This window comes from Flavivirga jejuensis, assembly GCF_030540765.1.
GTDB classification, from domain to species: Bacteria; Bacteroidota; Bacteroidia; order Flavobacteriales; family Flavobacteriaceae; genus Flavivirga; species Flavivirga jejuensis.
This window is the reverse complement of sequence record NZ_JAUOEL010000004.1, coordinates 1-21,126: the sequence shown is the minus strand read 5'-3', so window position 1 is coordinate 21,126 and position 21,126 is coordinate 1. Positions and strand designations below refer to the sequence as shown.

At 32.9% G+C, this 21,126-nt stretch carries 18 protein-coding genes; 17 read left to right on the top strand and 1 reads right to left on the bottom strand.

Annotation, left to right across the window (positions count from 1 at the left end):
* Nucleotides 1-30: 30 nt before the first annotated feature.
* From Q4Q40_RS11685 to Q4Q40_RS11615, 16 genes are all read left to right on the top strand, one after another.
* Entirely contained in the window at nucleotides 31-687 is a 657-nt protein-coding gene (locus Q4Q40_RS11685; RefSeq protein ID WP_303301992.1) for a hypothetical protein, read from the top strand.
* A 676-nt stretch (nucleotides 688-1,363) separates the two neighbouring features.
* Nucleotides 1,364-1,873 (top strand): hypothetical protein, encoded by a 510-nt coding sequence (locus Q4Q40_RS11680; protein WP_303301991.1) that lies wholly within the window; start codon nucleotides 1,364-1,366, stop codon nucleotides 1,871-1,873.
* Between the two features lie 228 nt (nucleotides 1,874-2,101).
* Entirely contained in the window at nucleotides 2,102-2,320 is a 219-nt protein-coding gene (locus Q4Q40_RS11675; protein ID WP_303301990.1) for a hypothetical protein, read from the top strand.
* A 6-nt stretch (nucleotides 2,321-2,326) separates the two neighbouring features.
* Nucleotides 2,327-2,872, top strand: coding sequence for a hypothetical protein (locus Q4Q40_RS11670; protein WP_303301989.1), 546 nt, complete (start codon nucleotides 2,327-2,329; stop codon nucleotides 2,870-2,872).
* Nucleotides 2,873-3,039: 167 nt separating this feature from the next.
* A complete protein-coding gene (locus Q4Q40_RS11665; protein WP_303301988.1) occupies nucleotides 3,040-3,627 on the top strand; it encodes a GAD-like domain-containing protein in 588 nt (195 codons plus the stop codon).
* A 656-nt stretch (nucleotides 3,628-4,283) separates the two neighbouring features.
* The gene (locus Q4Q40_RS11660) at nucleotides 4,284-5,156 is read left to right on the top strand and encodes a hypothetical protein (protein WP_303301987.1); all 873 of its coding nucleotides are present in this window, start codon (nucleotides 4,284-4,286) and stop codon (nucleotides 5,154-5,156) included.
* Nucleotides 5,157-5,158: 2 nt separating this feature from the next.
* Complete coding sequence (locus Q4Q40_RS11655) at nucleotides 5,159-5,722, top strand: hypothetical protein (RefSeq protein WP_303301986.1); 564 nt, start codon at nucleotides 5,159-5,161, stop codon at nucleotides 5,720-5,722.
* 782 nt (nucleotides 5,723-6,504) lie between these two features.
* Complete coding sequence (locus Q4Q40_RS24080; RefSeq protein WP_367892783.1) at nucleotides 6,505-6,792, top strand: DUF2911 domain-containing protein; 288 nt, start codon at nucleotides 6,505-6,507, stop codon at nucleotides 6,790-6,792.
* 785 nt (nucleotides 6,793-7,577) lie between these two features.
* Nucleotides 7,578-9,809 (top strand): NADP-dependent isocitrate dehydrogenase, encoded by a 2,232-nt coding sequence (locus tag Q4Q40_RS11650; protein WP_303301985.1) that lies wholly within the window; start codon nucleotides 7,578-7,580, stop codon nucleotides 9,807-9,809.
* A gap of 77 nt (nucleotides 9,810-9,886) precedes the next feature.
* A complete protein-coding gene (locus Q4Q40_RS11645; protein WP_303301984.1) occupies nucleotides 9,887-12,262 on the top strand; it encodes a TonB-dependent receptor in 2,376 nt (791 codons plus the stop codon).
* 4 nt (nucleotides 12,263-12,266) lie between these two features.
* Nucleotides 12,267-13,082 carry a DUF4249 family protein gene (locus Q4Q40_RS11640; RefSeq protein ID WP_303301983.1) on the top strand — a complete coding sequence of 272 codons (816 nt, stop codon included), beginning with the start codon at nucleotides 12,267-12,269 and terminating at the stop codon, nucleotides 13,080-13,082.
* 257 nt (nucleotides 13,083-13,339) lie between these two features.
* Nucleotides 13,340-14,587, top strand: coding sequence for an efflux RND transporter periplasmic adaptor subunit (locus Q4Q40_RS11635; RefSeq protein ID WP_303301982.1), 1,248 nt, complete (start codon nucleotides 13,340-13,342; stop codon nucleotides 14,585-14,587).
* A complete protein-coding gene (locus tag Q4Q40_RS11630) occupies nucleotides 14,587-15,945 on the top strand; it encodes an ABC transporter permease (protein ID WP_303301981.1) in 1,359 nt (452 codons plus the stop codon). Before Q4Q40_RS11635 ends, Q4Q40_RS11630 begins: the two co-directional genes overlap by 1 nt.
* A gap of 2 nt (nucleotides 15,946-15,947) precedes the next feature.
* Nucleotides 15,948-17,408: a TolC family protein gene (locus Q4Q40_RS11625; protein ID WP_303301980.1), complete on the top strand. Its 1,461-nt coding sequence runs from the start codon at nucleotides 15,948-15,950 to the stop codon at nucleotides 17,406-17,408.
* 29 nt (nucleotides 17,409-17,437) lie between these two features.
* Entirely contained in the window at nucleotides 17,438-18,256 is an 819-nt protein-coding gene (gene murQ / locus Q4Q40_RS11620; protein WP_303301979.1) for an N-acetylmuramic acid 6-phosphate etherase, read from the top strand.
* Entirely contained in the window at nucleotides 18,246-18,476 is a 231-nt protein-coding gene (locus tag Q4Q40_RS11615; protein ID WP_303301978.1) for a DUF6095 family protein, read from the top strand. The genes murQ and Q4Q40_RS11615 overlap by 11 nt, the downstream gene beginning before the upstream one ends.
* A 252-nt stretch (nucleotides 18,477-18,728) precedes the next feature.
* Here Q4Q40_RS11615 and Q4Q40_RS11610 read toward each other — a convergent pair whose 3' ends face one another.
* The gene (locus Q4Q40_RS11610; protein WP_303301977.1) at nucleotides 18,729-19,226 is read right to left on the bottom strand and encodes a DinB family protein; all 498 of its coding nucleotides are present in this window, start codon (nucleotides 19,224-19,226) and stop codon (nucleotides 18,729-18,731) included.
* A gap of 619 nt (nucleotides 19,227-19,845) precedes the next feature.
* Between Q4Q40_RS11610 and Q4Q40_RS11605 the strand changes: the two genes are divergently transcribed.
* Nucleotides 19,846-21,126: IS4 family transposase (locus tag Q4Q40_RS11605; protein WP_303301976.1), on the top strand; the 1,281-nt coding region annotated here is incomplete at its 3' end.

The following is a 21,126-nucleotide window of genomic DNA, read 5'->3' as shown; positions in this document are numbered from 1 at the left end:
GGTAATTTTGTTAATATAGATTTATAATTAATGGTACGATTAGGAGAATTGGAAAGGCATTTGGATAAAAAGGTAAAAGCCTTTTTAAAGCCTAAAGGGTTCAAAAAAAAGGATGACGAGTTCGTGGTTGACTCTATGTTGGGTGGCAATACAGTGGGGGTCATTGTCACTCACTATAACACCGCGGGCAATTGGCTGAATTTTAGTGCCACAGTTGGTGCTAATTTATGTGACAAAACCTATGGGGATTTTCACCAGCAAACCGAGGGATATAGGAATGACTCGTACAGTCCATTGATAGCAACACTTACTAAATTAAAGTCGGTTCCACACCCCTATAAAGATGAGGTAATGACCCTGGACGACGCTGATCAGGTGCTGGAAAACTTTTACTTAGACTATGAAAAGTACATCGGGCCTTTTTTTGAAAAATACAATAGCCTGGAGGCGATTGAACAATACATGAACCGAAACTTTGAACTGGAAGGTTATTATCTAAGCCCAATATTTAAAGCACAAACAGGGATTATTCTTGCTTACTTGGTAGGTAGAAAAGATTTGGGCATTCTTTTGGAAGGGTACATTAGTAGCTGGAGAAAACTCACCACTGTTGAAAGGCAATTTCAGGCTAAAACCCAAGAACTAAAACAACTCAAAGAATTCCTTGAAAACCGTTCCTTAACGTGATTTGCTAAGTATCTACGATGGACAATGAATAAGCTATCAAAATACAAGAATCAAATAAAATTGTTTTTTAGACCATTATTGGAGGAATACCATTTGGAAACTCGTGTCAAAGCTGTTCGTGTTTCTCTCTCAGGCTGTTCGTGATTTGCAATCGCAAACCATTATCGTAGGATCTGTGATCCGCCTTCAATCAGACCTTTCCCATAGATGGCGCCAGAAATTTGTAGTGTACCCGGGTTACAAACCCTACGATAGTGATCCTGGATTGCAAATCCGGAAGAGCTTAGGTTTTGACACACAAATATCAGTCATTACAAATAACGTTAGCGGAAATTTAGTTTCAAAAATGAACTACCTCGACGCAAACATGCGAGGTATCAAAACAACTTCAACTGTGAAGTATGCATCTTTTCATAGTTGTGATTAAATAATAAACTCTTATTATGAGTCTTATGAATATGATCACTCATAATACCAAAATTACATATCTTTACGCTACACCCAACGCAAGTATCGGGGAATTCCAATGATTAACTTATAACTATGCTAAAAAAAACGGATTTAAGAAAGTATCTACTGCAAGAAGTGAATACTTTCCTGAAACCAAAGGGGTTCAAGAAAAAGAAAGAGGCGCAATTGAAGCTGAAAGTAAAATTTAAAGACAAGTAATCTAGTTATGAATCACACACCTGGTAAAGTCATTAAAAACACTTTTGGTGAGTATATTCAAACCAGTAGTATTTTTCACTGGATTAATGGTGAGAATACAGTTTCTCATTGTTTATTTCGTATTTATTTATGGAATGATCAATCTAGAGTAGTTATTGTTTTAACAGAAATAAAGAGTAATAACGGAATAGGTATTGTTACTAGTTTCAAAGAAGTAATGGAAGCTGTTTTTTCTAGTTTTAATACTGAAATTCATATACCGTTTAATAAAGTAGAATGGTTTATTCATTACGGATACTTTTCAGGATATGACGTTATACCGACAAGAGAAATATTAATTCCCGACCCAAATAATATCGACGTTGAAGATGCACTTAGTATTCCCGAAACAATAACTATCTATCCAAAAGACTACGATAAATATCTTTATGGTATAGATTTAGGAAAATTACGTCCGCTATTAGCAGAGTTGGACTGGGAGTTAATTGACCGATGGGGAGATGCTGAATGGGAGTAATAAGTACATATAAAATAACCAAAAAGAAGGGCAAATGACCATATCTGAATACTACAATAAGGAGGTAATGGGAGCTATAGAAAAACGTATTGTTAGGGAGTTGGAAGTAGAGCAGGATAAATATGCAAAAGGGAGTATATAACGTTTAATGCTATAGTTATATCCGAATGGAAAGAAATTACAGATAGTAAAATTGCTGATAAGATTAGGTCGCAGACCGCTGCGGCTATGAAAGCAAGTGATGTAGAAAAGGAAGATATTTTAAAAAGCTTGGTGTCTGATTTAGGAAAGAAAAGAGATCCTAAGTTTTGTAAGTCTGTTCGGTATGTAGTTGGTAAGGCTGTGTTAAAAAATGTGAGTGGAACAGCCCCTACATCTATACCGTATACATTTGATCAATCAATAGGTGAGGATACTCATTTAAAGGATGCGTTAAAAAAACAATAGATAAAAATGCAAAAAATTAAAGTTTTCATAGAAGATTTTTTTAAAGTAGAGTCTCGTACAGCTACTTTAAAAAGAGTTCCAGATTTAGATAGTTATAATGAGTCAGTTGAGAGGTTGAATTCCTTTTTTACCGATACTTTAAAAGGTGCTTGGGGTTATCAAATCATAAATGAATTAGATGACGAGGATGTTTATGAAATGTTTGAAGGTACCCCAGATGATATCCCTCGTCATTTGTTCAAGATTAGTCGATATGAGCATGAGAAATATGGTGATGTTTGGGTGTGTTACACCTCGGTGCGAAACCCAGATGTTAATCATAAAATACTTAATGAGGCTATGATTATAGTTCAAGAGGGAGATGATTTAAAAATTGCTACTAAGTATGGTTACTCAAGAGAGAACACTAGCAAAAAGTCCTACAAATGGGGGATTGAATCAGGTTACAGAGATTTAACTTTTGATAGTTTAGGGAGTCCTGAGTCTATAGAACGATATCAAGAGCCAGTAGAAAGCTTTGATGGTCTCAAGCATTACAATGCTGATATTTAGAATTACCGTGCTGTTCGTGTTTCTCTCAATAAAGGCGCAGGCTTATAAAAAACCCAAGAACGCCCCAGAAGAAACTGAAAAGCAATACAATCAAATTAAGAAGGAAGAAAATAACTCATGTAAGCTGGCTAAAAATGCAATGATGAATCTAAAAATACAACTTAATAATGGAGAAAATATCTGAGTTCTTTGAATATTTTGGTGAACCTAACCTAACTACTGCTGTATCAAATGATACATTAGAAAAGTATTCGCAGGTGTTTATGGGTAGAGATGATACTGAAGATATTATTGTTAAACTGTGGGAGAAATATGGTTTTGCAAGTTTTGGGAACGGCCTCTTTTGGTTAGTAAATCCAGATGAATATAATGATGTTGCAAGACAATTTAAAGAGGTTAGTCATAAGGCAATTGTGTTTGGGAGGACAGCTACAGGTAGTTTGTTTTTGTGGGAATGGATAGACGTAGTAGGCCGCCCTGTTATTGTTTATCTTAATGTTCATACAAGAGAAAGGATAATTAAAAGTGATGAGTTTGCTTTCTTTTTAGATGATGATGTTTCTACAAATTACATGTGGAAGAAGCAATTTTACGGTGAAGTAGAATTAGCTGTAGTAGATAAGTTCGGTCCAATAGCTCACGATGAAGCAGTGGTTTATGTTCCAGCGTTGGCTTTAGGGGGCGATGAGAAGTTAGGGAATATGGAAGCTCTGAAGCTTATACCACATCTAATGATCCTGTCACAACTGGATTAGGTTCTTAAAATGAATGCACCCACTGGTGCGCGTTTAGCGAAAGTGTAACGCGTACCCATTTACAATTGCACTGGAAACTGTAGTATTTGTAATGCATTTCCATCAAAATGCACACCAAGGCTGTTCGTCTTTCTCTCAATAAGGCGCAGGCTTATAAAAAACCCAAGAACAACTATATTAGACTAGTCCTTTAGTCAAAGCCGATTACAAAATGGTGTTACTAAAACCCTGTCGAGATTCTGGTTAGAAGTGAATAGCTTTTTTTTTAAAGGAGTTACTATGATTTAAACCTTGGAGGCATGGATCCCATATAGAACCAAAGCTGTTCGTGATTTACAATCTCGAACGGTTATCGTAGGATCTGTGATCCGTTTTCAACCTGCCATATTTCGTTTTTTACCCTTAGAATTGTTCTGTCCTCTGGATTTCGTAACGTTTGTGAAACTTCTGGTGTCAAAAATTTTCTCCTATATTTTATAGGACAAACCAAATGATACAATAATAAACTCTTATTATGATTCTTATGAATATGACCACTCATAATACCAAAATTACATATCTTTACGCTACACCCGACGCAAGTATCGGGGAATTCCAATGATTAACTTATAACTATGTTAAAAAAAACAGATTTAAGAAAGTATCTACTGCAAGAAGTGAATACTTTCCTGAAACCAAAGGGGTTCAAGAAAAAGAAAGAGGATTTCCTGATTTGTTCTGACATAGGTGTTAATCAGTTTGGAATAGTCATTAGTTATTACGGAACAGCAGGTAGTTGGCTGAATTTCAGTGCCACAATAGGGTCTGATGCTGTGAACAAGGTTAGCAAGGAGTTCGATGAGAAAACCAAAGAATTTAGTAGTGATGATCATAGTCCATTGATTACAACATTAACTAATTTAAAGGAAATTTCGTACTTTCACAAGAACAAGGTAATGACCCTGGACGATGCTGATCAGGTGCTGCAAAACTTTTACTTGGACTATGAAAAGTACATTGGGCCTTTTTTTGAGCAATACAATAACCTAGAGGCCATAGAACAATACATGAACCGAAATTATGAACTTGAAGGTTATTATCTAAGTCCATTATTTAAAGCACAAAGAGGTATTGTTCTTGCTTACTTGGTAGGTAGAAAAGATTTGGGCATTCTATTGGAAGGGTACATTAGTAGCTGGAGAAAACTCACCACTGATGAAAGGCAGTTTCAAGCTAAAACCAAAGATGGGGATATGGATGTTAAAATCACCATCAAACCGAATAATCTGGATAAGGATGTTACTTTAGTTGGAGGTGAAGATGATAAGGTAGCAGCAACAGTACTTCATAAAGATTCAGTTGGGTCTTACGATGAAGCTAAGATTGTAGAAGATAGAGAAGGAAATCAAATCAAAGGTTATAAAGCAGCGACTAAAAAAAACTCAGATAAGCCAGACGGTATTACGGTTGCAGATAAAGGAGGTACTCCATTGCAAGAAAGAGTATTCCCTCTCCACGAGATTGATTTATTATTTGGTACAAAAAAATAGATATGAAACAAATGAAAGCCTTTATTGATTCTTTTTTGAAGTTCGAATTTGAGTCAAATAGGATGAGGTATGATGAGAGTATTAGCGATGCTGAGTGTAAAAAATTTGATTCTACAATACATAATTACACTCATACAATCATTGATGTTATTGATATTGGTAGGTCAGAGGGAGAGCTAGAGAAATATCGCTTTAAAGAATTAATTAAAGTTAACTTGGAAAAAGTCCAAAAGCGTTCATTGTTCCAGATCAAGAAATATGAAAGTCCTAAGTGTGGAGATGTTATTAAGCGAGTATTGAAAGAGGATGTGATTTATTTATGTTATACAGGAGATAGTGAGAAAGATGAAGATTACGAATCTATGTATAGTATGATTTATGTAGTAGCTGAGAGTGATGAAGGGTTAAAGATTGTCTCTTATTTTTTTTGGGAGGAAGATGAAGGGTTAGAAGAGGTAGGAGATTATACGCCTTCGCATATACCCAAGCTTGGTAAGTTAGTAGGAGTAGAGAAGTATTTAGCTCCAGAGGAGTCTAGTAGTTTAGCTGATTACAATAAGGATTAATAATAAGGACTTGTAAGAAATTATAAACTCAGGCTGTTCGTGTTTCTCAAGCTGTTCGTGATTTACAATCGCGGACTTTATCGTAGGATCTGTGATCCAGCTTTTAACCTATAACGTTGTTTCTTGATGGTTCTTAGAACTGAAGAGTACTTTATTTTGGATATTCTATACAATTAACCCGCACGCCAATATATCATGGATCAAAATAAGTGGAAGTATGCTAATCAGATTGGTGACGTCTCGAATGACACTATTACTTTATTACCTTTCCAGCGCAAGTTCCGATGCTAAATTATTCATCAATCACGATCCAGTGTTACTTTTCCATCAACTAGTTCAAAAAATTGCATGAATCAATTATGATTTCACTATTGTTTTATCACTTCAATCTCAAAATACAAAAACAGCATTTGCTGGAATAGACCCTCTTGCAATACTTCCGTAACCCAAATCTGGGGGAATTCGCAACCAGGCTCTCGTTCCTATTTTGAGTTATCAATTGTTTGATACACTCCACCCTATCATCAGTTGGATAAGGGCACTCATCCCAATAAAAAATTTCTACCCTGTAATTATACTGCTTCTTTATTCCATTAATCTTAACCTTAACCTCAATGTCATGATAATTATCTAGTTGAGGGCTCTAAATACCTATTACACTCATATTTATTTTTTAAATATGAATCCGCTCAAAAAACACACCCAAATCATAAAATATTGTTTTTTAGATATTTACCCAATGTAACCCTATCCAAAATTGATCGTTTTAGAACAACACTCGTATAAAGCCCCTTACCACAGTAGAGAACAAGATAGGATCAGCACAAATCAAGTTGATTTATAGTTCACCTGGAGTGAAAGAAAGAAAAGTTTGGAATAAACTCGTGCCCTACAATAAAATATGGCGAACTGGAGCAAATGATGCCACAGTTTTCGAAACCTCTACCGACGTTGTTATCAATAACATAAAATTACCAAGAGGCAAATATTCATTATTTACCATTTATTGTAAAAGCAATTATTTAAAAGCCTTGATGTACATCAAGGCTTTTTTTATTAACAAAAGTTGATAAGTATGGTTTATAAATGGTTGATATCTAACATCTTGAAAAATTTGTTTTTTTAATTTCTGTTTCTATATTAGCTAAAGAAATAATAACAACCTTGGGTTGGTTTCACGGTAACATGAATTTATATTATATTCTAAATAAAGTAACGTTCTTTATTATAATTGTTTTTTGAGGTTTTGTTGCGCCACGTGTATGCGTGCGAGAGCTAAAGACCATGATATTACAAGAAGTCCTAAATGTGAAAGCAGTTAGCAACTGGTGTAATTGAAAGCTTAAAAAGCAACAGAAGCGAAAGTGCATGTTGTAATGCAAGCAATGCTTTAAACAAACTTAACGTGAAAACGAAAAGTGCGGTTAATAGCATCAAGAAAAACGATTAACAGAAACATTTTTAGTGATAGGTCAATACATATTGAAAATTACTAAACTGTTTCGTTGAAATAATAGCACTTGAATTGAAAAGATTTAAATGCAAATTTAAATTGATTTAGTAGCAATACTAATTAGATCACGTTATGTTATTTCAAAGAAAGCCATGTCAAAGAAGATTCAGTTCTTTCGTGATATGGCTTTTGTTCTTTTACAACTTCACGCTTATTTTTTTATTAAATCCTTACTCTACGCATTCTTTTTTGCTATTCTATTAAATCTATCCCCTTTTAATCGCTTTTCATATAATATTTAAACATTTTTAATCATGCATTTTTGTATATTCGCAAGGCTAAAAACGAATCTACTTACATACATCTTTTTAGCTTTATAATAATTCAAAAAAAACGACACCAATGTCTAAAATTATTTATACAAAAACAGATGAGGCTCCAGCTTTAGCAACGCGCTCATTTTTACCTATTGTAAAAGCATTTGTTAAATCTTCAGGAATTAATATAGAAACTAAAGACATCTCTTTAGCTGCTAGAATTTTAGCCGTTTTTCCAGATTTTTTAAATGAAAACCAACAGGTTTCAGACGATCTAGCATTTCTTGGTGAATTGGCTAAAAAACCAGAAGCTAATATTATAAAATTACCTAACATTAGTGCATCAATCCCACAATTGAAAGGTGCTATAAAAGAATTGCAGTCACAAGGTTTTGGTATTCCTAATTATCCTGACGAACCAGAAAATGATGCAGAAAAAGATATTAAATCACGCTACGATAAAATTAAAGGTAGTGCTGTAAACCCTGTACTTCGTGAAGGAAATTCAGATAGGCGCGCTCCAAAAGCTGTAAAGAATTATGCTAAAAAGAATCCGCATTCTATGGGGGCATGGACTAGTGATTCTAAAACGCACGTGGCAACTATGGAATCTGGAGATTTTGCTCATAATGAGAAATCGATAACCTTACCTGAAGCAACAAGTATAAAAATAGAGTATATAGACAATAATGGTAGTGCTACTATATTAAAAGATAGTTTCCCTTTATTAAAAGGAGAAATAATTGATGCTACAATTATGAGTAAAAAGGCACTTGTTTCATTTTTAGACGAACAAGTCGCAGATGCTAAAGAAAATAATTTGCTGTTTTCTTTACATATGAAAGGAACTATGATGAAGGTTAGTGACCCTATTATATTCGGTCACGCTGTAAAATCGTACTATAAAGATGTATTTAAAAAACATGCCGATATCATAAAAAAATTAAACATTAATGTTAATTCTGGTGTTAGTAATCTTATAAGTAAAATTAAAGAACTACCTGAAGTTAAACGTAATGAAATTGAAGCTGATATTGCTGCTGTTTATCAAAACGGCCCTGCTATTGCCATGGTAAATAGTGATAAAGGCATAACTAACTTACACGTACCGAGTGATGTTATTATTGATGCCTCTATGCCAGCAATGATTCGTACATCTGGTCAAATGTGGAATGCTGATGGCAAATTACAAGATACTAAAGCCGTTATTCCAGATAGTAGCTATGCAGGAATTTATGCTGCAACTATAGATTTTTGCAAAAAACATGGTGCTTTTGATCCTACCACAATGGGAACAGTTCCTAATGTTGGACTTATGGCTCAAAAAGCAGAAGAGTATGGATCTCATGATAAAACTTTTGAAATAGCATCTAGTGGTACAGTTCGTGTTGTTGATGCCTCTGGAAATTTATTATTAGAACATGCTGTTGAAGCAGGAGATATCTGGCGTATGTGCCAAACTAAAGATGCTCCAATTCAAGATTGGGTAAAATTAGCTGTAACTCGAGCAAGAGCTTCACAAACACCTGCCGTTTTTTGGTTGGATGAAAATAGAGCCCACGATGCCCAATTAATTAAAAAAGTAACTCATTATTTAAAAAATCACGATACAAACGGATTAGATTTAAGAATCTTATCTCCTGTCAATGCGACCCTTTTTACATGTGAAAGAATTATAGAAGGAAAAGATACTATTTCTGTATCTGGTAACGTACTACGTGATTATTTAACAGATTTATTTCCAATATTGGAAGTTGGTACAAGCGCCAAAATGCTATCGATAGTTCCATTAATGAATGGTGGTGGTTTATTTGAAACTGGAGCTGGAGGTTCTGCACCAAAACACGTACAACAATTATTAGAAGAAAACCACTTGCGTTGGGATTCTTTAGGTGAATTTTTAGCATTAGCAGTCTCTCTAGAGCATTTTAGCGACATTAACAATAACGCTAAAGCAAAAATTTTAGGAGAAACTTTAGATGATGCTACCGATAAATTATTAGAAAATAAAAAAGGCCCTTCAAGAAAAGCTGGAGAATTAGATAATCGAGGAAGTCATTTTTATTTAGCAATGTATTGGGCTCAAGAATTAGCAAATCAAACAAAAGATGCCGATTTAAAAGCAGAGTTTACTCCCATTGCTAAACAATTGGCAGATAGTGAAATTGACATTGTAAAAGAATTACATGATGTACAAGGAAGCGCTACAGATATAGGCGGGTATTATGAACCTAATGAAACCCTTATTAATGAAGTAATGAGACCTAGTAAAACGTTAAATTCTATATTACAGAAGTTATTATTGGAAGTAGTTTAAACCACTTCTTTCATAAAGAATATTGAAAAGCTCCTTTTTAGGGGCTTTTTTTATATTTTTATAAAAAATGCTATTAAATGAAAAACCTATTATTATGGTTTCTTTTCACATTATGTTTTAATATCTCATTTATAAACGCTCAACAAAAATTTACTTTGAGTGGTACCATCTTAGAAGAAAAAAGTAACGAAACCCTTATTGGAGTTAACATCCTTTTTCCAGAGATTCAAGCTGGAATGGCCACAAATGAATATGGGTTTTATTCCATAACATTACCAGAAGGCACATACAACATTGTTATTAGTTATTTAGGTTTTATTACTAAATCTGAAACCATTATACTTTCTGAAGATATTATTAAAAACTTCAATTTAACCAATGCATTAGAAAACTTAAATGAAATAGTTATTACCGAAAACATTGGGAAACTCAATATAAAAGCCCCCCAAATGAGTATTAACAAACTAACATCTAGTTCAATAAAAGAAATACCCGTTGTTCTTGGTGAAGCAGACATCATTAAAGCTATTACATTACTTCCTGGCGTAACCAATGCAGGAGAAGGGGCGTCTGGCTTTAATGTTAGAGGCGGTTCTGCAGATCAAAATTTAATACTCTTAGATGAAGCCACTATTTACAATTCATCACATTTATTTGGATTCTTTTCGGTTTTCAACCCAGATGCCATAAAAAATCTTCGTCTCTATAAAGGAGGAATTCCAGCACGTTACGGTGGTAGAGTCTCGTCTGTTCTAGATATCTATCAAAAAGAAGGAAATAGTAAAGAATTTCATGCTAATGGTGGCATTGGTATCGTTTCTAGTAGATTACTTATTGAAGGTCCCTTCAAAAAAGAAAAAGGATCTTTCCTTCTTGGAGGTAGATCAAGTTATGCCCATTTATTTTTACCCCTTTTTGATAATAATAATATTGCGTATTTCTACGATTTAAATACTAAATTGAGTTATAAATTAAATAATAGAAATAACATATATCTATCAGGGTATTTTGGACGAGATGTATTTAGAGTCGATGATACATTTGAAAACACTTATGGGAATTCTGTTTTAAACTTTAGATGGAATCATTTATTCTCAGATAAACTCTTTTCAAACCTGTCTTTAATTTATTCTGATTATTACTACAATCTAAAATTAAACTTTGTTGAATTTGATTGGATTTCTGGAATTCAGAATTTTAATTTAAAATATGACTTCAAACACTATTTAAACGATAAAATAAAACTCCAATACGGACTAAACACTATCTATTATAAATTTAATCCAGGAGAAATAAACCCTACCGTTGCATCCTCTGGAATAAATCCATTTAAACTTATAGATAAATATGCTTTTGAAAATGCTATTTACATGGATGTAGAGCAAAAAGTATCAGATAAATTTGCACTAGCTTATGGCTTACGCCTTAGTTCTTTTCTTCGCTTAGGGCAAGACGAATTAAACATTTATGAGAATGATCAAGCAGTCCTTTTTAATACCGATTTTCAAATTTATGAAAAAGCAGACCCAATTGGTACTGAAAGTTTTAAACGAAGTGAGGTTATAGCTAAGTTTTTCAATCTTGAACCCAGAGTATCATTAGCCTATCAAATCCATACCAATAGCTCTGTAAAATTAAGCTATAACAGAATGAGTCAATATTTGCATCTGCTCTCAAATACCAGCTCACCTACCCCTTTGGATATTTGGACACCTAGTGGCAAATATGTAAAACCTCAATTATTAGATCAATTTGCTATAGGATATTTTAAAAATTTCAACAATAATAAGTATTCATTAGAATTAGAAAGCTTTTATAAATCAGTAAAAAACAGAATCGATTATATAGATGGTGCTAACCTAATTGCAAATAATGCAATAGAACAAGTTGTTTTAAATGGTAAAGCTAGAGCATATGGTCTGGAATTTCTTTTAAGAAAAAACGAAGGACGGTTTAAAGGATGGCTAGCATACACCCTATCAAGATCTGAGCAACAAACAAAAGGCAGAACACCAACCGAATTAGGAATTAACAATAGTAACTGGTATAAGAATCCTTACGATAAAACTCATGATATCTCATTTACTGGAAGCTATAACTGGAATAGTAAATGGAAGATTAATGCTAATTTTCTATTCCAAACAGGGCAACCTGGAACATTTCCAAATGGACGCTATTTATTCAATGGTATCACTATCCCCAATTATAATAATAGAAATTCAGATAGATTGCCATCCTATAATAGACTAGATATCTCTTTTTCCTACACACCTAAACGAAAAAACACTAAAAGAAGGCAAAGCAATTGGGTCTTTGGAATTTATAATATTTACAATCGTAAAAATGCAGCATCCATTTCTTTTGGACAAAATACGAACACAAGAACTAATGAAGCCACACGATTATCAATATTCGGAATTGTACCATCAATATCTTATAATTTTAAACTATAAGCTAATGAAAAAATTAATATACATAGTAGTTATAGGTTTATACATGACGTCTTGTGAAGATGTTATAGATGTTGATCTAAAAACGGCAGAACCAAGACTTGTGATAGATGCCTCACTAAACTGGTTTAATGAAACTCTAGGAAAGAAACAATTGATTCAACTCACCCTTACTGCTCCATATTTTAATAGTAACATTCCTCCAGCATCTGGAGCTACAGTTACCGTAACAGATTTAAATAATAATATTTTTAATTTTATTGAAGAAGAAAATACTGGGATTTACATAAATAACACGTTCATTCCCGTGATTAATGGTACTTATAATCTTACTATATCATATAATAATGAAATTTATACAGCCACAGAAAGATTAATACCTGTCGTACCAATTGATTTTGTTGAACAAAAAGACAATGGTGGATTTTCAGGAGAGGAAACCGAAATAAAAGCTTATTATACAGATCCCGAAAATATTAAAAACTATTATTTATTTGAATTTAGCATTTTCGATTCGAATTCACTTAACCTTGAAGTTTATGATGATGAATTCACAGACGGAAATCAAATTTTTGGATTTTATTCAAATGAAGACCTTTCAGCTGGTGATCAACTAATAATAAGAAACTCAGGGATTTCAAAACGTTTTTTCGAATATTTAAATATCTTACTTCAACAAAGTGATACAGACCCTGGAACCCCCTTCGAAACACAGCCAGCAACAGTTAGAGGTAATTGTATCAATCAAACAAACCCAGAGAACTACCCACTCGGGTATTTCAAAGTTTCAGAAGTTTCAGTTTTTACATATACCATTAAATAAGTGCTTTAAATATTTTCTTAAACACTTAATAACACTAATACAACTACTCCTTCTTCATAATTCAGCTTACATTTTATTTAAGACTAATGGCATAATTCTTGATGCCTATTCTTTTATTAAAATCTACATATTAATGTTCTTTTAAAATAGAAATGCTTTTATTTGGCAGCCTTTTTTATGAATATCTTAACTAATACAGCAGTATACTAAGATATTTTTTAAACTAAATTTGAGTCTCATCAATCAAAAAAATAATCATGTCTAAAAAAAAACTTGCCCTTTTTGGGGTTTTTATTGTTATCCTTATAGTATCATATTCTCTTTTTGGCGATAACAACAATGAAAATAAGCCTATTACCGTTAAAGTTACAAAAGGTAAATTCGTAAACGAACTCTTTATTTCTGGCGAGGCACAATCTACAAGTTCTAAAAAAATCAATGGCCCTATTAACGCTAGAAGATTTAATATTTACCAGCTTAAAATTCAAGATCTAGTACCAGAGGGAACTGTTGTGAAAAAAGGTGGGTATATAGGAAAACTTGATGCCTCAGAAGTAAATGGAAAAATTAATGATGCCATGTTGAATTTAGAAAGTACACAATCTAAATACACACAACAACAACTTGACACAACGCTTACCTTAAAACAAGAACGAAATGCCATTAAAGATCTTCAATTTAGTATAGAAGAAAATAAACTTGAATTAGCACAGTCAATTTACGAGTCACCTGCCACTATTAGACAACTTGAAATAAAAGTTGAAAAAAATGAACGGGCTCTAAAGGAGAAAAACGAAGATTATGCAATCAAAAAAAGACAAGCCAAAGCAAAAATGATTCAAGTAGGCACCGAAGTCTCTAAAATCAAAAAAAAGATAGATGAGTTAAAAAAATTACAAAAAGAATTTACGATTTATTCTGAAGATGCAGGCATGGTCACTTATGTTAAAGAATGGAATGGTAATAAGAAGAAGGTTGGATCTACTATATCACCCTGGGAACCTGCCATAGCAAGCTTACCAGATTTAACAAAAATGGAATCTAAGACCTATAGTAACGAAGTAGATATTCGAAAAATAAAAAAAGGGCTTCCAGTAAAAGTTGGTCTTGATGCTTTTCCTGATATTGAATTGGAAGGCCAAATCACAAAAGTTGCAAATGTGGGTGAAAACAAGAAGGGGTCAGACATTAAATTATTTCAGGTCTTAATTAAATTAAACGAAACCAATACCAATATTAAACCTGGCATGACAACCTCTAATAGAATATTAACCCACGAAGAAAATGATGTATTAACTGTTCCACTTGAAGCCATATTCACAAAGGACTCTATTAGCTTTGCTTATGTAAAATCGGGATACTCTATTCAAAAAAAACAAGTAGAACTTGGGGTATCCAATAATGAAGAGGTCATAATTGTAAAAGGGTTAGAAGAAAACGAAACGGTGTATTTAAGTAAACCAGAAGATACAGATGATGAAAGTATAACATTATTAGACAACTAATGATAGACAAAATACTTTTAGAAAAATTAAGATCTAATTTTACAGAAGCGTATCGCTCGATCAAAACCAATAAATTTAGAACTTTTTTAACCGCCCTGGGAATTATTTTTGGTGTTGCTGCAGTTATTACCATGTTGGCTATAGGCAATGGCGCCGAAAAAGAAATACTATCCCAATTAGAATTAGTAGGTGTTAATAATATAGTGGTCACTCCTATACCAGATGATGAAAACCCTAACGCCAATGAAGATGATACAGATAATGAGAATAAAGAGACTAAACGATTCTCAAAAGGTCTGGATATGCTAGATGCCTTAAGCGTTAAGAAAAATATCCCTAGTGTTAAAATTGTAAGTCCAGAAATTATTTTAAATACCTATGTTATCAATAACGGCAGACAAAATTCTGTGAGGCTTATTGGAGTCACCTCCTCTTTTTTAGAATCTTCAAATATTGAGATAGAAAAAGGAAAATTCTTTTCCAAATACCAAGCTAATAATGCTCTACCTGTTTGTGTTATTGGTAGAAAAGTTGAAAAAAAATTATTCACAGGAGAAAGTGCTTTGGGTAAACAAATTAAAGTTAAAGATGTTTGGTTACAAATAATTGGTATTATAGAAGAAAAATTAATTTCAGATAAAGCTCAGGAAAATTTAGGGATTAGAGATTTAAACCAAGACGTCTTTATTCCTGTTAAAACATTTTTAGTTCGCTATAGAGATAGAAAAATAATTACTGATAATGACGATACAAGTAATAATAGACGTGATCAAAATGGCCCGAAAAAGAGAATTCCCAGAGGAAATTATCATCAAATTGATAAATTAACAGTACAAGTCTCTAACTCTAATGAGCTAAAAGCAACAGCAGAGGTTTTGAGTAGAATGCTAAAAAGAAGACATAATGATGTTCTTGATTTTGAAATTACCATTCCCATTCAATTGTTGAAACAACAACAAAAAACCAAACAAATATTCAATATTGTATTAAGTATTATTGCAGGGATCTCATTACTCATAGGCGGTATTGGCATCATGAATATTATGTTAGCATCCGTTTTAGAACGAACAAAAGAAATAGGGATTATACGTGCTATTGGCGCAACTCAAGAAGATGTTATTTTACAATTCTTATCAGAATCTATCCTTATTAGTGTGGGTGGTGGGGTTGTTGGAATTATCGTAGGCATTATTGGTGCTTATGGGATTCAAATTGTTTCTGGTATAGAAACTATTCTTTCCCTAAATTCTATATTAATTTCCTTTTTTATTGCAGTAATTATTGGTTTGATCTTCGGAATTCTACCAGCAAAAGCAGCAGCAAACAAAAGCCCCATTGAAGCTTTAAGATCAGAATAAAAATGAAAAACACACTCTTACTATTAATTGTTATTTTACCATTGATTGCCTTTTCGCAATCAAAAAGAATAACCCTAACAGAAGCTATCAGTATAGCACAAAAACAATCACCAGATTATAAAAGAAACTTAAACATAAATCAAGCAAGCTATTGGCGGTTTAAAAACTATAAGGCGGGTTTTCTACCACAACTTAAGTTGAATGCAACACTGCCTGAGTTTAGTAATTCCATCAGAAGGCAAACCAATGATGCTGGACAAGATATTTTTGTTAATCAAAATCAATTGCTATTATCAGGTAGTTTGTCCCTCTCTCAAAATATTCCATATACAGGAGGTACTTTGTCATTAAGTTCTAATTTAGAAAAAGTGGATCTTTTTGGCAATAGCAATATTACAAGCTATTCTGTGGTTCCATTTTCTATTAGCTATAGTCAGAACTCGCTTTTTTATAACAGTTTTAGGTGGGATAAAAAAATTGAACCTTTAATTTACGAAGAATCAAGAAGAGATTTTATCGAGACCATGGAACAAATCTCTATAAATACATGCCAACGATATTTTAGCTTGCTTAAAGCGCAAATGCAATTGAAAATTGCACAAAAAAACTTATCAAATCAAGATACCCTTTATCAAATTTCTCAAGGACGCTTTAAAATGGGGAAAATTGCCGAAAACGAATTGTTACAAATGGAATTATCGCTCTTAAATTCCAAAAACAATGTAACTACAAATACAATAGAACTAAAACGCACTTCTCAAAACATAGCTCGTTATTTAGAATTAGATAGTGAAAATGTAGAATTAGGAGTGCCTAATGAACTGCCTCTTTTTGAGGTTGATGTAGAAAAAGCGATTGAAGAAGCACAATCCAATAGAAAAGCGGTTATAGAATTTAGAAGAAAAAGATTGCAAGCAGAAAACGAATTGGCTAGAGCTAAAGGAAATAACAAACTAGAAATGAATCTAACTGCTAATTTAGGAATATCTCAAAACGGTAATGATTTTAATAACTTGTTTAATAATTACAATAAGCAACAATTTGTCTCATTAAGTATAGGTATTCCAATTTTTGATTGGGGTATTTCCAAATCCGAGCGTAAAATGGCAGAAGCCAATTTAGATTTAACAAACAACGATATAGATCAAGACAAACAAGAATTTGAACAGGAAATTTACTTGCACGTACTTAATTGGTCAAGCAAAAGAGATTTTTTAACAACATCGCAAAAAGCCAAAGAAATAGCCGATAAAAGTTACGAAATAACAAAAAAAAGATATGTTCTTGGGAAAGTAACGATAACAGATCTAAATATAAGTCAAGAAAAAAAAGATCTAGCTGTAGTAATATATTTAAATTCTCTACAAGCTTTTTGGGTGGACTATTACATATTAAGGCAACTTACACTTTATGATTTTATAAATGATAAAAAAATAGAGGTTGATGACATACTTTATGATTAAAATTGACGATTAATTCATACTTTTGAAGTATGAGTTTTACAAAAACAACAGAACAAGATTCCAACTACAACCATCTGGAAAAGATGAGTATAAGTAAATTATTAAGCAGTATAAATAATGAGGATAAAACAGTCCCCTTAGCTGTTGAAAAGGTGTTACCACAAATAGAAAAACTAGTAGAAATAATTGTAGAAAAACTTAAATTAGGTGGCCGATTATTTTACATGGGAGCAGGTACAAGTGGTCGTTTAGGTATTCTAGATGCATCAGAATGCCCTCCAACATTTGGAGTGTCTCACAACTTAGTTATTGGTATTATAGCAGGAGGCGATACCGCTATTAGAAACGCAGTAGAATTTGCAGAAGACTCTCCTACTCAAGGGTGGAAAGACCTTCAAGAATATAAGGTAAACTCAAATGATGTTGTTATAGGCATTGCTGCTTCTGGTACGACACCATATGTTATAGCAGCTTTAGAAGCATGCAATAAAAATAATATAGTTACAGGATGCCTTACATGTAATCACAATAGTCCATTATCTCAAACAGCTCAATTTCCTATAGAAGTCATAGTAGGTCCAGAATTTGTTACTGGGAGTTCCAGAATGAAAGCTGGTACTGCTCAAAAATTGGTTCTTAATATGATAACAACTTCTACCATGATTCAACTAGGTCATATAAAAGGAAATAAAATGGTAGATATGCAGTTAAGCAATAATAAATTAGTTGATAGAGGGACTAAAATGATTATGAGTGAATTAAAAGTTTCTGAAAAGGAAGCGCAACAATTATTAACAAAATACGGTAATGTGCGTTTAGCTATTAAAAATCATAATAATGGAAACTAAAAAAACCAATCGGGATGTACTTGCAAAAGGACTAAAAATAATGGGAGCTTCTTTAGGTACTATGTTTTTAGGTCCTTTACTTATTCACATCGCTTTTAGTAATCAAGAAAAACCTCTTTACATCCCCATATTAATCGTAGCCATCCTTATATGTGGCTTAGCCATATATTTAGCTTTTAAAGGCATAAATACGATCTTAGATAGTATGTTTAAAAAATAATATTAATAACCTGAGTTCGATAGGAAAATGAGGTTGTTTTTATAAAATACTGTTTATAACACATTTATCTTAATAAAGTGAATTTTAGATATCTGAAACAGATTCAAATCTATTAGTTTCAAGCTAAAAACCAATAAACATACCATCTTCTTCCTTAAATTATTATAGACTAGCTAGCTAGTCTATAATAATTATAAGTTGAATCTAGCATATTTATTGACCTTTATCTATGATCCTTACATCGAATTCAGGTTAATATGATGCTGTCTTTTTGGGAGTCGTTGGATTATAACCAAAGTCAGCATCATTAATTATAATGCCTATCCTATCTAATATATAATTTATAATAGCGTAATGATGTATAGTATGGCTATTAGCTTGAGCTAGTAAAGCTGCTAAAGTATAAGGTATTTCTGTTTTTCCCAGCCCTAGATCATCAACCACATTAACCGTTTTATCAAGGTTCTCTTCTAAACTACTAAGCCTATCCATTAAACTTAGTAAATAATCTTTAGCCGAATCACAACAAGTTTCTATTTTATTGTCTCTTTTTCTAGCTGTTAGATCAACACAGTCATTCTTAATATTTAAAATACAATCATAAAAATCTAAAATATGCCTTAAATGAGAGCCTATACTAGAGTTATAAGGAGATACAGAAGCATTACTTAGTATCTCATCATCCAAATTGTTTAATAAATACTGAGATTTTTGTAATGTATTAATAGTGGATTTAATAATAATATTCATAAATACTAAAATAGTTAAATAAACTGTAATATATAATAATTTTTGATTAGTCTTAGAAGTATCTAATCCTTACATATAAAACAAAAAAATCACGTAATCTATGTAACTAAAAAAACAAGCATGAGTATATTTAAAATTATTAGTAAATACTGTACAACTTAACTCAGAATAAGCAATTTTAACATAAAAATATAGATTCCTGCCTTCGCAGGAATGACAAAACAAAAAAGATATGTTTCATAATAATGGATCAAGTACAAAAGTTGTGTGTGTCTATTTCAATATTAGATTAAAACTAAAATTTAAAACTGTACTCGAAAATATGAACCGAACTCGTTCCTCACTTTTTTCAAAAGGGAGGATAATTTCGATAAAATCGAAATTTAGGAGGGTTTCATCTAAAAAGCTTCTGTTTCCAAACATCATTGAATGAGTTAACCATCAGGTATTCAATAAACTCGTTAGATACCTCTATTTGATGATTTACTTTTAGTTCACAAATCTTATTTGATAAATTAGGAGTTCATGAATCTTCGATTTCTTTGCCCGTCCAAAGAAAAGTAACAAATCTGCCTGCCGGCAGCTACGATGTACCCACAAATATGTATAATTTTGTCAAATGAGAGAAACAATTCATCCACAGCATTTTTACCCTGATTATACAGGGGAATTAGGCGATCTGCGTTCAGAACGACGAGGCATGGAATTATGGAGCAAGCTTAGTCGGTGTCCAAGTTCGACGATTCGTCAGCTAGCAAGCAACACAGCAGAGCAAAAAGCATATTATAGATTTTTGAACAATGATAATATAAAGGAAGAAGATTTAATCAATGAATCTTCAAGACGTATGGGCAATCTGTCCGAGGGTCGTCATTTGTTATGTCTACAGGACACCTGTGAAGTAAATTTGAGTTCTCACAAGAGAAGACTCAATGAAAATAGTGGATTGGGTCGTTCCGATAAGTCTGATACAGGGCATTGTTTCAAAATACATCCTGGTCTAGTATTAGATGTTCAGGGCTTAAACCCTTTAGGGTTTTCCCATATCAAAGTCTTTCATCGACCAGAAGATATGCCAGATAGAATTCAAAGAGGTTACAAACAACAGTCTATAAAAGAAAAGGAATCCTATAAATGGATTGAAGTCGCCCAAACAAGTAAAACTATTTTAAAAGAGGCAGCAACAGTGACGTTCATAGAAGACAGGGAGGGTGATATTTATGAACAGTTTGCCATGGTTCCTGATGAAAAATTCCATTTGCTGGTACGTTCAAGAACTACAAGAAACCTAAGCAATGGAAATAGTCTATACAAAGAAATCGATTCTGAGCCCATAGCAGGAACCTATACTATTGAGCTTCCAACTGATAGTCGTAAAAACCAATATAAGAGACAAGCAGAAATAGCCCTACGATTCAAAGCATGTGAGATAAAGTGTCCTAACAATTTAAAGAATAAAGGATATCCTCCAACCATTAGCTTGACCTGTATATCAGTCAAGGAAACTAGTCAAGCATCCAGAGCCATAAACTGGAAGTTATTGACCACTCATAAGATCGAAAATTATGAAGAAGCTTTGCTAATGGTAGAGTGGTACGGAGCAAGATGGTATATCGAACAACTGTTCCGAATTTTGAAAAAGCAAGGTTTTGGAATTGAGGAAACAGAATTGGAAAATGGTTGGGCAATCCGCAAGTTGGTGATCATGCAAATGACAGCGCTATTAAAGATTCTACAAATGAATATAGCTTATGCAGATACTGAGGGAGGACAACCTATAGAAGAGGTTTTCGATAAAGAACAAATAGAAGTACTAGAAATGATGAATATTAAATTACAAGGAAAAAGTATTAAACTTCAAAACCATCATAAGCCCCAACGAACAAAGTGGGCAGCTTGG